At 61.1% G+C, this 11,776-nt stretch carries 14 protein-coding genes and 1 pseudogene; 4 read left to right on the plus strand and 11 right to left on the minus strand.

Going from position 1 to position 11,776, the window contains the following annotated elements:
* Nucleotides 1-450 precede the first annotated feature (450 nt).
* The 4 genes and pseudogenes from HUK68_RS03430 to HUK68_RS23390 all read left to right on the plus strand — a co-directional run.
* Entirely contained in the window at nucleotides 451-678 is a 228-nt protein-coding gene (locus HUK68_RS03430) for a hypothetical protein (RefSeq protein WP_175502932.1), read from the plus strand.
* 1,723 nt (nucleotides 679-2,401) lie between these two features.
* Nucleotides 2,402-3,199: a restriction endonuclease gene (locus tag HUK68_RS03435; protein ID WP_175502933.1), complete on the plus strand. Its 798-nt coding sequence runs from the start codon at nucleotides 2,402-2,404 to the stop codon at nucleotides 3,197-3,199.
* 107 nt (nucleotides 3,200-3,306) lie between these two features.
* Entirely contained in the window at nucleotides 3,307-4,506 is a 1,200-nt protein-coding gene (locus HUK68_RS23140; protein ID WP_208458679.1) for a hypothetical protein, read from the plus strand.
* A 316-nt stretch (nucleotides 4,507-4,822) separates the two neighbouring features.
* Nucleotides 4,823-5,035 (plus strand): annotated as a pseudogene (locus HUK68_RS23390) (tape measure protein); the annotation flags it as partial.
* A 38-nt stretch (nucleotides 5,036-5,073) separates the two neighbouring features.
* Here the strand turns inward: HUK68_RS23390 and HUK68_RS23395 are convergent.
* The 11 genes from HUK68_RS23395 to HUK68_RS23200 all read right to left on the minus strand — a co-directional run bounded on the left by HUK68_RS23395 (nucleotide 5,074) and on the right by HUK68_RS23200 (nucleotide 11,759).
* Nucleotides 5,074-5,292 (minus strand): DUF2280 domain-containing protein, encoded by a 219-nt coding sequence (locus HUK68_RS23395; protein WP_350355234.1) that lies wholly within the window; start codon nucleotides 5,290-5,292, stop codon nucleotides 5,074-5,076.
* A 10-nt stretch (nucleotides 5,293-5,302) separates the two neighbouring features.
* Nucleotides 5,303-5,395 (minus strand): DUF2280 domain-containing protein, encoded by a 93-nt coding sequence (locus HUK68_RS23400; RefSeq protein ID WP_279614234.1) that lies wholly within the window; start codon nucleotides 5,393-5,395, stop codon nucleotides 5,303-5,305.
* Between the two features lie 11 nt (nucleotides 5,396-5,406).
* Nucleotides 5,407-5,883, minus strand: a complete 477-nt coding sequence (locus tag HUK68_RS03450; RefSeq protein WP_175502934.1) for a hypothetical protein — start codon at nucleotides 5,881-5,883, stop codon at nucleotides 5,407-5,409.
* A gap of 96 nt (nucleotides 5,884-5,979) precedes the next feature.
* Nucleotides 5,980-6,321 (minus strand): hypothetical protein, encoded by a 342-nt coding sequence (locus HUK68_RS03455; RefSeq protein ID WP_244146241.1) that lies wholly within the window; start codon nucleotides 6,319-6,321, stop codon nucleotides 5,980-5,982.
* A gap of 125 nt (nucleotides 6,322-6,446) precedes the next feature.
* On the minus strand, nucleotides 6,447-6,887 hold the full coding sequence (locus HUK68_RS03460; protein ID WP_175502935.1) for a hypothetical protein: 441 nt from the start codon (nucleotides 6,885-6,887) through the stop codon (nucleotides 6,447-6,449).
* Between the two features lie 2 nt (nucleotides 6,888-6,889).
* Complete coding sequence (locus HUK68_RS03465) at nucleotides 6,890-7,492, minus strand: hypothetical protein (RefSeq protein ID WP_175502936.1); 603 nt, start codon at nucleotides 7,490-7,492, stop codon at nucleotides 6,890-6,892.
* 49 nt (nucleotides 7,493-7,541) lie between these two features.
* Nucleotides 7,542-7,844 (minus strand): hypothetical protein, encoded by a 303-nt coding sequence (locus HUK68_RS03470; protein WP_175502937.1) that lies wholly within the window; start codon nucleotides 7,842-7,844, stop codon nucleotides 7,542-7,544.
* A 381-nt stretch (nucleotides 7,845-8,225) separates the two neighbouring features.
* Entirely contained in the window at nucleotides 8,226-10,091 is a 1,866-nt protein-coding gene (locus HUK68_RS03475; RefSeq protein WP_175502938.1) for a DUF927 domain-containing protein, read from the minus strand.
* Nucleotides 10,085-10,993 (minus strand): toprim domain-containing protein, encoded by a 909-nt coding sequence (locus tag HUK68_RS03480; protein ID WP_175502939.1) that lies wholly within the window; start codon nucleotides 10,991-10,993, stop codon nucleotides 10,085-10,087. Before HUK68_RS03480 ends, HUK68_RS03475 begins: the two co-directional genes overlap by 7 nt.
* A complete protein-coding gene (locus HUK68_RS03485) occupies nucleotides 10,983-11,423 on the minus strand; it encodes a hypothetical protein (protein WP_175502940.1) in 441 nt (146 codons plus the stop codon). The genes HUK68_RS03480 and HUK68_RS03485 overlap by 11 nt, the downstream gene beginning before the upstream one ends.
* Before the next feature lie 3 nt (nucleotides 11,424-11,426).
* Nucleotides 11,427-11,759: a hypothetical protein gene (locus HUK68_RS23200; protein ID WP_244146242.1), complete on the minus strand. Its 333-nt coding sequence runs from the start codon at nucleotides 11,757-11,759 to the stop codon at nucleotides 11,427-11,429.
* Between the last annotated feature and the right edge of the window lie 17 nt (nucleotides 11,760-11,776).

The following is an 11,776-nucleotide window of genomic DNA, read 5'->3' on the forward strand; positions in this document are numbered from 1 at the left end:
CCCTGGCCCTGGCCCCCTGCTATCTGCCAGGGCGCCAGCGTGGGTCCTTGCCGTGTGCCTTGAGTGCGGGTAATTCGAGCCGCTTTGGCGCGCTGTTCTGGGAGTGGTTCAAAGGGGGTTGTATTGTGAAGTCTGGGCCTGGACAGGGCCACACAGTGCGGATGATGCAGTGCTGGTGATCTGCCTATGGCTGGATCGCTCGAAGGACTATGTACCCCCTGCACTGGGGGTATCTTGGGGGTGCAAGCTGAACGTAGTTCGTGCCTGGGCCGGCACAAAGTCCCAGAGTCTATGGCTTGGTTGCCGCGCTTTGAATGCGCTCTAGTTTGTTATGCCGGATTGGAATAACTGCGCGTTGCATAGGCGGCTGTGATTTTTGCCGCTCTGATCGTGAAAACTTAGCGAATCAGACCGTCACCTGTCTGATTGCTTGAATTCGCGAGCAATCCGATGCAATTTATGCATGAAATCGCTGTTTTGTTCCCAGTGTTCCCAAGAAAAAAGACTGTTCCCAAAGTGCTTTTGGGAACAAATTTAGTTAATGGTGACAATGGCTTACGTGGGTTTTTTGAGTTTGTTCCCAGTGTTCCCAAGAAAAAAGGTCAATACCCGAAAGAAGGTGCGCGATGTGACGCGATCGACTGGTGCCGTGCTATGCCATTTGGGAATGGATCGTGAAGGCCGCATTGGGTTACCCCCCCATGTCGGGTCCTTCCTAGGTGTTCTGAGTGCGGGTAATTCGAACCGCACCCCCGCGCTGTTCTGCAGCGTTCCTAAGGGGGTTAAGTGAAGGGCCGGGGAGGTTTGCAAGGCTGGGCCCGTCATAGAGGCTGTGTGGCTCTAGAGGTGGGGTTTTTGCATGTACCCCCAATTTTCAAAAATCTACCCCCATTTGTACCCCCACATACCCCCGGATTGCGGCACACTTCAATGGACCTCGATGCACTACGTTTTGCAGGCTACAGAGGGGAAAAAGAAAAAGGCCGGAAGCTTATGAACGCTTACGGCCTTAACTATGGTCCCTCAGCAGGAATGGAAAAGTTGCTTAAAAGCCGCGTGGATGCTGGGATTGTATGGTTGCCTTGAAAAAAGTACCAACAAAAGTACCAACAAAAAGAAAAGCGTCCTTCTTTTGCTGATGGCTCGCGCCCGTGCGCCAGGCTTGACCAGCACACAGCTGCAACGTTGCACGGTCGTTGCAGGTGCGTTACCAGTAACGTTCCAGGCGCCGGCTGGTCGATAGTGTTGGGATAGTCGACATCCTGCTGGCGCAATGGCGTGCCCTCGCGCTTCACGAGGTCGCTGGCGACGCAGTGCCGATGCCCTAGGTGCACTTGCGAACTTTGCGTACCTATCGTTTAGTGCGCGGCCAAGTGCGCAGAAATTCGTTCCGAAACTCCCAGGCCTGCGGTTGGTGCTCCATTGGAAAAAGGCCCGCCAAAGTGTTCAGAAACCCTGCGCGGAAATGTGGGGCCGCGCACATACCTGTCCGGCCTCTGGCAGTGGATGCGGCAGGGCGGTGCGCAGCGTGAGAACGGCGGCCGCAGGGTAACGTAGCGCCGACCCGGTATGTGCCCTGTCGCAGCCCTGGCCTTGCTTTACGTGCAATCCGCGGATCCTGGCCCGTTACCCTCTGGTAGCCCTAAAAAGCCCGTGCCAGATCCGTAACCCCTGGGTCAAGGTAACTGCCCCATTTCCTGGCCTTTTTCCTGTTCTGCACTTTCGCTCCCACTTTTCGGGAGGTTTCAGGGGGTTCAGGGGTGCAACCCGCATGGGCATTGGGTTTGCGCTGAAACCCTGGCCTTTTTCATGAGGTAACAGGGGTTTCAGCCCAAGGCCGAAACGAATGCTTTGCCGGCATCCAGGCCCGCATCCATCCTTGACGGGGTTGGTGACTGCTACAGGATGTCAGCGCATGCAAGTGCCCGCGCCGCAAAGCATTTGCCGCTCCGGGCTGCTCGGTCAAGCCGCGATTCCGTCTAAGCCCTGTCAAGGCAACCGCCCACTTTTATGGCTTTTCCCTGCGCCGCACTTCCCTCCTACTTTTCCGCAGGTATCAGGGGTATCAGGGGTGCAACCCGCGCCAATGCTGGATTTGCGCTGATGCCTAGGCGTTTTTGCGCTAGGTATCGGGCTATCAGCACAAAGTGGCAACGTGTGCTGTAGAACGTCCCAGATGAGCGCCATAAGACCAGGAGTTTATGGTCCAGATACCGTCGTCAAACCCTCACCATGGTCCGCTTTGGGATGCGAGAATCCGACCATGGACAGTCCTAATTTTTGCTATTCCGGCAAAAATTTTCCGGGCACGAGTGGAAGCAATTAAAGATGATGTCGATAGCTGCCAGCTCAAGCTTAAGAGCCATGTTCTCGCGGGTCTACCAACGCAGTAGGAGTTTCAATGATCGATGATCCGAACCCAAAAGATTGGCGGGATCTCCAAACCAGTGTTTGCCGCCTGTTGAACGAAATCGGATTGACAGCGGAGACAGAAAAAAAGCTGACGACCCCACGGGGCGAGGTCAAAGTGGATGTCTACGCAGTTGATCAGGGGTCTGTAGACAAGATTAAGTACATCGTTGAATGTAAAAACTGGTCGGCAGCAATTCCACAATCCGTGGTGCATTCGTTTACCACAGTGATGGCCGAGACTGGGGCAAACATCGGCTTCCTTGTTTCTCAACAGGGCTTACAGCGTGGAGCTGAGAAATACACGGCTAACACAAACATCATCGGCATGACATACCTTGATCTGCAGTTGCGATATTTCGACCTTTGGTGGGAGAAGTGCTTTTGCCGCCATATTGGAAACCTGGCCGACGAAATGATGGATTTCGTGGAGCCGTATAACCCTCGCCGCGATGAACTTGTAGCAGATATGAGTCAAGAAAAAATAGGAATTTTTAATGGCCTACTCGGGGTCTTTGGTACGTTCTGTCTAGTTATGACTCACCTCAACATAGGCCGGTATGTAAACTTAAAGGAATGGGGAAAAAGTGAATTCCCGGTATGTACGACGCCGAACACCCTTGACGACTACAAGAACACCCTACTAACCAATTGGCCCCAATTTCCGTGGGGCCGTGCAACGAACTTCCGTGAATTGAAATTCATGATCGAGGAGATTGTAGTCGATGCTCACGCTAATTTCAGGGACGTTTTCGGCGGGGAAATTGATGAGGTTTATAGCCGAAGGTGATTTGCTTGCCTTAAATAGTCCTTCTTAGCTATTTTTCACAAAGCGGAACTAGCGTGCCATTGCTCTCTTAGCCACAACCACAGTCTATCCGCCTACTTAGAAAAACTATGACACAGCACCATTCCAAAACTGCCCCAGAATCACTACTGCCTGTTGCTGGATCAATTCGTAATCAAGGCGAACCGCTGCGCTTTGAAGATGTGGAACAGTTTATAGGTATCTCGGCAAAAGCTGCAAAACCCGGCGAAAAGGCTACTCTATGGACCAAGCTCGCTCTTACATCAGACGACCCTTTTTTCCACCGCGTCGTCGATGGGCTCGCAGATGTGATTTACAACATGGCACAGAAGGCAGGGGTGGCGGTTAATTTGCGCCGTGCCGGCACTGTGTTACTGGTCTTAAAGCCGGATAACACTGCCGATCTCTGGGTTGATACGGCAGCGGTCACAATCCGTTGCATGGTGAAGCGGGCTGTGGCGATGGGCTCAATCATCTGCGAACACGACATCGCTGACATTACAGGCATGGGTTTTCCATGCGTGGAGTTTGGAGAAAAAGACAAGGTTCTGTGCATTTTCCGAGAGGCATGGAGTTTCGGATTTGCCTTCGATATGAACCCGGATGGAATTCTCGATCTGGAAAGTTTTACGACGACACTTGGCACCCTACACCGTGAGTTGCGTTATAGGCACCTGTATCAGGCGATTGCCGATGAAGCTCTCTTTGCACGTTTAGTCAGCTCTGGCTGGTTTCCATTTGTCGAAATAATCACTAGCGAATTCAAGGAGTTGCTTCGTTACGCAGAAGCAGATTTCGATCTAACCGATGTTGAGCCAACTATTGTCGAAAAGTTCGACGACACCCGCCTCCAACATATGCTGAAACGTTGGGTCGCGAAGCCCCATTTTGCGGTTAAAAGCGACCTGCTTAGAGAAGCAATTGAGGCTTTTGTATCCCGAAGACCGGTGACAGTTATAAAGATTCTGCTCACAGAAATCGAGGGCATCCTCAATGATGCTCACCGTGCTACGCATTGCGGTCAAGGGGCTAAGGTTACGGGCCTGCTAGCCTTTGCTAAGGCCGCGGCAACACAGCGCGCAGGTGGCTCCAATACACTGTTGCTTCCCGAGGCATTTGGTCGTTATCTCACCGAGAATACTTTCGCCAACTTCGATCCAGTTAAGGCAACAGGGACAGCAGCATCTCGCCATGCTGTTGGTCACGGAGCTGCGGCACAGGGCAGCTATACGATGTCGCGCGCACTTCAGGTGATACTGACGCTCGACCAATTAGCCTTCTACACCTGACTGGCCAAGCATTTGGTCCTTGCAACTGGTTGGCTGGGATTTTTCGACCTATTCGCACTGCCTGACTTCCTAGCATGCCTCCGTAAACCGGGAGGAAATTGGCATGGCTGAAAAAGTAGGTGAGATTTATTTCGACGTAACGCTCGAAACGGCAGAGATGCTGAAACAGGCGCGGAAGGTTGAAGCCCAGGTGGGAAAGACTTCCACCAGCTTCGCGGACCTCGGCGCAAAGCTGACGGCGGTTGCTTCCGCTGTCGGCTTGGTAGTCATCGCCACCAAGGTGCTGCAGATGGCCAAGGTCGCTGACGAAGTGCGCATGCTGGGGGCGCGCGTTCAAGTCGCAGCTGGCAGCTTGCAAGCCGGTGCAGAAGCAATGCGCGAGCTGGAAGCAATCTCCACCCGCACGCGCTCGAGCGTGGCAGCCAATGCGGATGTGTTCTCCCGCCTGAACCAGTCCCTTCTGCAAATGGGGGGCACTCAAAAGGACACGCTGCGGCTGACCGAGCTGCTTGGCAAGGGTATTGCAGCCTCCGGTGCCAAGGGCCAAGAAGCCGAGTCCGCCATGCGTCAGTTTGGCCAGGCCAAGGCCGCATTGCCCCGCTGCTCGGCACGCTCTATCCGCTGTAGCACGCGCAGGCGGTACGCCTGCTGGGCAATCGGGATACTTCCAACATCGGCCAGGAACTGCGCGCGCGTGGCCTCAAAGATGGCCCGCAGCTTCTGGCTCAGCTTCGCGCCCGTGGCTTTCGTCGGGTCGTAGCTTGCCACCTGCTGGCGCGGCACCACCAAGCCGAATTCATTCTTCAGGGGCGGCTACCTGGGTCGGGGTGTCGAAGCACGCCAGACCCTGAACAATGGCGATTTTGACGGGCTCTGTCAGTGCTGGCATGGTGTCTCTGTCTAGCCGGCACCCACCAAGGCGCGCAGCTTCTCGCTCTTGGTGCGCGCTCCCTTGGGTGGGCGTGGGATAACCTGGCGGGCGCGGCGCTGGACCTCGCGCTTGTAATCGGCTGCGGTCCAGCGCGCTGGGTATGCCGCGCCATCAATGCGCAGCCGGCCGTCCTGGGGCTGCATGCGCTTCGCATAGCACTCCTTGCGCGGCGGGCTGCTCGCCTTGGCGAAGCTGTCGACCGTGAGCCCCATTTGCGCCAGGTTGAACACCGATATTGGGGACGGCAGGTCGAGGGCAAGCGGTGGCGCTTCGTTGGCTGGGATGACGCGGAAAGTCTCGACCAGCACCGCCCCGAAGCGGGCTTCCTCGGCGGCCTCCTGCTTAGTCTGCGTGGCCGCTTCGCGCGCCTCGATTTTTGCATTGCAGGTATCCAGCTGCAGCTCGATGAGTACCTCTCTCAGAACTGCGGTGATGGGCTCGCACATGGGTGTTATTGGCGTAGTTGAACCAACACCCCATGCTAGGAAGCAGGGCACGAAAAAAGCGGCCGAAGCCGCTTGTCGATCAAGAGTGCGAGAGCCCTACAGCGTGTAGAAGTTGGCAATCACCACGTCGGCCAGCTCGCCGGCGGCCGTGGTTTTTCCAGCCTGGTCGAAGTGCGCCACCACAATGTCCCCGGCCACCGCAGTAGTGAGGCGACCGGCCGCGCCCACGGTCAGTTCCTGGCCATAGGCGTAGGTGCCCGCAGCCATGGCGCACAGGAACTCGTCGTCGGGCTTGGGCAGATAGGCTACGCCGATCTCGCCCGCCTTGTAGGACGTCAGCAGCGGGTCGGTGGCGCCGCTGATGCCCAGCGAGCTGTAATAGTCCCGGTCGCCCAGCACGGCCAGCCGGCCGCCGTCGACCGCCGCGGCCTGGGTCAACTGGGTGGCGCCGACCAGAACAAAGGTGCCGGGCAGCAGCGCTGCGGCCAGGGTCTTGTCGGAAATAGTGCGAGGGCGCGGGGTAGTGCTGCCGGTGCGGAAATGCGATTCGCCATGTCGGCCCCTTAGAGTTTGTTGAGGTCGTAGCCGTCGAATTCTCCGGCCGCCGCCTTCTGGCCGCTGTTGCCCGCCACTACCGGCGCGGCAGGGGCGTTGCCTGCGGGCTGGTTCAAGTCATAGCCTGCGAAGTCGCCAGCGGCATGGCTGTTGGCGGCCGTGGCCTGGGCTGCCTGGGCGCCTTTGCGCACTAAGTCCATGTATTCGTCCAGCATCTGGCTATCGCTTTTGCCCTCGGTGCTGATGCCCCCCACTTGAAGCGTGTTCACCACCATGTCGCGGATGGAGTCAGTGCCGGGCGTGGCCGTGGGCTTGGCGGAACTGTTGCCAAGAACCCGGCGCACTGCCGCATCAATGATCTCCTCGGGCTCATAGCGCCGGTCGATAGGCTTGGGTCGTTCGTTGGAAGACGGGGAGGCGTTGTTGGCCAGGTTGTTGGTGAAAATCATGATTACTTTCCTTGTTCAGCTTGGGCAATAAGGTCGGCGGTCGCGGCATCGAGGCCGGGCGCGGTGTATTCGATGTGGTGGCGGTCGCCATACAGGCGCTCGCCCCAGTAGCCGCCTCTTGGCTGCATTGCGGCCAGGTCGCGGTCGTTGAGCGCAGCGCCGACTGCCAGGCGGTGCAGGTGCGCTGCCTTGAAAGCCTCAAATGCCTTGGTTTCAACATCGACAGCCTGCTTTGCCTTAGCAAGCAGAATGGCCTTTTCGGCATGGCGCACCGCGGCATCGGTGGCTGCGTGCACGGCCTGGGCCAGCTGGACGGTGGCCTCATGCTCGGGCACCACCGATTCCAGCGCGTCGATGCGGGCTTGCACGTCGGCCACGCTCTCTGCCTGCTCAGGAGCGCTGGCGCGGAAGCCAAAGGCCGCCAGGATGCCGGCGCGCTGCTCGGTCTTGGCGCTGGCCAGGCTGGCCTGTTCCGTGGCAATCAAGCCCTTCAGGCGCCCGAGCGCTTCCTGGGCTTCGCGTACGCCCGCGGTGCTGTTCACATGGGCGTCGCTGGCCTCTTTCCATTGGCTCTTGGCCTGGTCCAGCGGTGTGGGTTTCTTCATTGAATTTCTCCGGTTGTTGGTAGAAATTCAATGCTGGGGAGGCGCAATGTCAAAAACCCCCTGGCTTTGTCACGGCGTCGGCATAACGGCGGGCGTTGCGCACGCTCATGCGATGGCGCTCGGCAATCAAGTAGCTGGCCGCGCGCGGCGTCACGCCGGCATCGTGCAGTTGCTGGGCCTGCTGCGCAGCCATGATGCGGGTGAAGGCCGCGATTGCCTCCGGGCGGCCGACCGCATCCAATAGGCGCTTTGCCTGCTCGGGGCCGTGCTGGCGCGCCAGCAGCTCGATTGCCCAGGTGCTGGAGACTTGGCGGTACGCGCGCTCTGCGCGGCTGTAGTCGCCGGGGCTCACGCGCCGCCCTCCCGCGGGCGCGGGCCATGCGCAGCACTGTAGGCGCTCCAAAGGCTTGCGCCGGTTCCGCAGCGCGGGCCGTAGTGCTTGCCGCGGCCTGCGGCTTGGCATACAGCGCATGCCATATGGTGCAGCAGGTAGGCTTTGTCCAGCATGCGCCAGTCGGGTGCCGGGCCTTCGTCCTTAGCGCCGGGCATGGCCATAACGCGGGGGCCGTCGCTGTCGGTCGCGGGCCGAAGCTGGCTGGCGGCAAGGGCCGGGGCAGGCGCCGGCGCTGGAGCCGCGGCCGGTGCCGGTGCGCTGGCGGGCGCAGGGCCGGCGGCGTGCGCCTGCTCTGCCAGCCGCCTGCGCGCCCATGCGGTTACTTCGTTCACGCCCATGTCAGGCTCCCTTCTGAAACGGAGGCAGCCCTGCTGTATCGCTGGGGATGCCTTCAGGATGGACTGCGTAGACCTTCACGGCACGCCCGCTGATGCGCTTGGTGCGCGCTTTTTTTCCATCGGCCCCGGGCGCAGGAATCAGTCTCGCCAGCTGCAACGCATCCAAGGCTCGATGAAAGTCAAAGCCTCGGAGAGCTTCTCGCAGCCCATCGCCAGTAAACAAGAAAACCCGGATGCCGCGGCGGTCCTCCCACCAGCCCGCACGGTCGCGCACCATGCCAGCGCGTAGGTCGTCGGTGCCGTCCACATCGGAAAACCGGCTGTCGCCATGCCGCTCGATAAAGCTAAGCACGCGCTCGGCAATCTGGTCATGCTCGGCGTTGCCTGTCGCGGAACCGCGCAGCGACAACCAGGCCGCAAAACCGACCTCGGCGGCGCGCGTGGCTTCGCCCTGGGTCCAGCCTGTGACGCCATAGGCGGTTGCCAGCTCGCCGGCCAAGGCCAGCACGGCCAGGCGGGCAGCTGCGCGCGATGCTTGGCCCTCGCCGCCTGGCGCCTGCAGGCCGGGCAGCGCCTTGAGGGCGTCCAGCGCTTCGCTGAAGTTTTGCGTGTCGCGCGTGAGCCTTTCCAGAAAAGCCCGGCCCGCGTGCCCATAGTGCCGCGCAGCCTCGCGCTTGAGGGCGTCGGAGAACGCTGTGCCGCTGGCGTGGTCGTGCAGGTTGTCCCATGCGCCGTGGGTGCGCTGCGCGGGAATGTCCAGCACGCGCACGGCCTGGCCGGCTTTGACCCGGTGCCCGCCTTCAATCATGGTGGTCGCAATGGAGCGCTCGCCGGTCGACAGCACGCTGCTGCGCCAACGGGTCACGGTGCGCGCGCCACCGGTCCGGCCGGCGCGCTGCTTGCCGCGGCCGTTGCCCAGCATGTAGACCACTTCGCCCACGGCGCGGGGGTCACATTCGCTGATTTCATCCAGTGCCAGCAGGCTGTCGTTGAAAAGCGCTGCGGCGCCCTCCAGGCCGTTGGAGGTGGTGCGCCAGCTGCGCCGATAGTTCGACCCGCCCCAGACGCTGCAGGCCGCCTCGAGCGCGGTGGTCTTGCCAGTGGAGCTGTCGCCAATCAGGTGCAGCCCGCCGCTCTCCATGTTCACGCGGGCCAGCACCGGCCCAGCAAAGGCCGCGCACAGTGCCAGGGCCAGCAGCGGGTTGTCGACCGCCATGGCCGCGGTGCCCTCCTGCCAGCCATGGAGCGTGCCACGCTGGGTGTACTCGTCGAATGAGCGATGGTCGGATTGGTAGGCCACGCTCGATGCCTTGGGACCAATCACGCGGTCAGGTAGCACAAACGCTTGGAACTCAGTCCCAGCCCAGCCTGTTTGCAGTGCGCACTCAATGCGCCGCTTGGGCGCCCGGTCTTGCAGGTAGACACCAAGCATGTTGCGGGCGAACGGGTCAATCTGCACGCCCATGCTCAGCAGCACGCCCCGCACATCGGCACCGTCGCCGCGCAGCATCTCCATGGGCATGGCCCAGGTCACCCACTCGCCCAGCGTGGTCTGGAAGCGCAACAGGCGCCCGAAGTTGCCTTTGTGCGGGTCATGGGTCACGGCGTCGATGTGCAGCGGGCTGCAGATCCACCGCTGAGTCAGCGTGGGCGGGCCGTCGCCGCGCCCCTGTTTGATACCGAAGTGCCACACACCCGGCCGGTACTTGCTGGCGCCTTCCTCGATGAATTCATCCAGCACGACAAAGGCAGGGCGGCCCAGCTCGCCGGGGATGCCATTGGCCGACACCACGGGCGCGGGCCCGGCGTCGGTGGCGGCGCCCGCGGTCTGGAGTGCGTCCGCGGGCGGGTTGGTATCGGTCAACATTGTTTTTCCTCCAGGGATTCGGCAAAGCAGGCGCGCACGGCGCCCAGCCCGGCCAGCGCGGCCAGGTCGTTGAAGTCGGTAGCCTTGGGCGGGCGTTCGGCAGGAAAGTGCGGCTCCACCACCACCGCGCCCACGGCCAGGGCGGCATGCCGGGCAGCAGTCAGGCCCGGGTTTCCCTCGGTGCGCCAGTCGTCGTCGGCGGCCAGCAGCAGCTCAAGCGCGCGATGCTTGCGGCGCAGCGCGCGAGCCACGGCCAGCAGGTTGCCGGCGTTGAAGGCCACGGCCACCGGCAGGCCGGTCGCCTCATGGATGCTTGCCCCGGTGGCATAGCCCTCGGCCACCACCAGAGCGCTGCCCAGCGTGCCTATGGCGTGGTAACAGCCGCTCATGCGCCCGCCCGACAAAAAGCGCTTGGCGCCATCGGGGTAGATGGTCTGCAGGCTCGTCAGCGCCCCAGAGGTATCGCGCAACGGCACCAGCAGCCGGTCAACGTCCGCGCGCAGCCCATGGGCCTGCACGCCCTTGGCCGCTAGGTACGGGTGCTGGCCAGCAGGCCCAGCAGCACGCCAGCGCAGCAGCGCAATGGCGCCGGCCTGCTGGTGGCTGCGCGCCTGCTCAGCGTTGCGCTGCTGCTGCGCGGCACGCACCCGCTCGCGCAGCGCCTGGCGCTCGGCCGGAGTCATGGTGTTGTCTTCCCGGCTGCACCACGTTTCCTGCAGCCCGGTTCGCCAGCAGCCGAACACGCCCGCGGCCACGCCGTCCTCATGTAGCACGTACCAGGCGGCCAGGTCGCCGCGCTTTCCCGTGGGGCTGAAGCGGTGCAGCAGGCCGTTCGCGTGGATGGCGTCGGGCGGCGTCAGGCCGGCGCTGGCCATGGCCTGGGCGAACTGGTCAAGAACCATAGCGCTCCTCCTCGTCGACAAATTCAACGGTGGCCGCAAGCACTTCAAACTTTTTCTTGAGCGCATCGAGGCTGCGGAAATAGCCGGTGTCAGGCCGGCTAAAAGTGCGCACGCACAGATTGATGGCGGCGGCAGCCATATACCAGCCGGTTTCAAATTCACTACGCTCATTCGGAGGGCTGGCGCGCATGCTCTTGATTTGCAGCAATGCCAGGTCCACGGACATATCAATGTCCACGTCTCTGTCATCCCAGTCTTTGTCTGCACAACGAGTTCGGACCAGCCCTTCAAGGGAATACTGAGCAAAGGAAAGCGCCGTGACCATGGCCTGCTGCCAAGTCGGAAGCGAGGCGGCGCAGGGGCTTGCAGCCTGTTTTTGGCAAGGCTTCGCCTTCACTGCCACCCGGGCAGCGTTGTTCTTTGCGTTCATGGCTTAGTCCTCCAGAGCGACGGACAGGCTGCGCAGAGCGGCCAGGGCTTGGATGGCCTTGCGGCGTGCGGCGGCGGCGTCAGGGCAAGGCTGACGCAGGTAGAACACGGCCATGTTCAGCGCGTTGTGCGCGTCGGCGTGCAGCTGGATGGGGTCAAGGGCGGCAGTGGTGGCCGGCGCAGGGGCAGCCATACCGGGCAGCGCATTGAGAACCGCTGCACAGCGCGGGTCGATCAGCGAAAGGCCGCGAACGATAGGGGAGGCGATGGAATCGAGGGTGCCCGTGGCGGGCGTGGCATTGGCAGCGCGACGGCTGGCCTGCAGGGATGCTGTCATGGTCCTGGCTCCTGATT

Origin of the sequence: Comamonas antarctica (assembly GCF_013363755.1) — a bacterium.
Lineage (GTDB): Bacteria > Pseudomonadota > Gammaproteobacteria > Burkholderiales > Burkholderiaceae_C > Comamonas > Comamonas antarctica.

Coding starts and splice junctions, on each gene's coding strand:
- HUK68_RS03430 (WP_175502932.1), top strand. CDS start 451: ATGCAATTTATGCATGAAATCGCTGTTTTGTTCCCAGTGTTCCCAAGA.
- HUK68_RS03435 (WP_175502933.1), top strand. CDS start 2,402: ATGATCGATGATCCGAACCCAAAAGATTGGCGGGATCTCCAAACCAGT.
- HUK68_RS23140 (WP_208458679.1), top strand. CDS start 3,307: ATGACACAGCACCATTCCAAAACTGCCCCAGAATCACTACTGCCTGTT.
- HUK68_RS23400 (WP_279614234.1), bottom strand. CDS start 5,395: ATGCCAGCACTGACAGAGCCCGTCAAAATCGCCATTGTTCAGGGTCTG.
- HUK68_RS03450 (WP_175502934.1), bottom strand. CDS start 5,883: ATGTGCGAGCCCATCACCGCAGTTCTGAGAGAGGTACTCATCGAGCTG.
- HUK68_RS03460 (WP_175502935.1), bottom strand. CDS start 6,887: ATGATTTTCACCAACAACCTGGCCAACAACGCCTCCCCGTCTTCCAAC.
- HUK68_RS03465 (WP_175502936.1), bottom strand. CDS start 7,492: ATGAAGAAACCCACACCGCTGGACCAGGCCAAGAGCCAATGGAAAGAG.
- HUK68_RS03475 (WP_175502938.1), bottom strand. CDS start 10,091: ATGTTGACCGATACCAACCCGCCCGCGGACGCACTCCAGACCGCGGGC.
- HUK68_RS03480 (WP_175502939.1), bottom strand. CDS start 10,993: ATGGTTCTTGACCAGTTCGCCCAGGCCATGGCCAGCGCCGGCCTGACG.
- HUK68_RS03485 (WP_175502940.1), bottom strand. CDS start 11,423: ATGAACGCAAAGAACAACGCTGCCCGGGTGGCAGTGAAGGCGAAGCCT.
- HUK68_RS23200 (WP_244146242.1), bottom strand. CDS start 11,759: ATGACAGCATCCCTGCAGGCCAGCCGTCGCGCTGCCAATGCCACGCCC.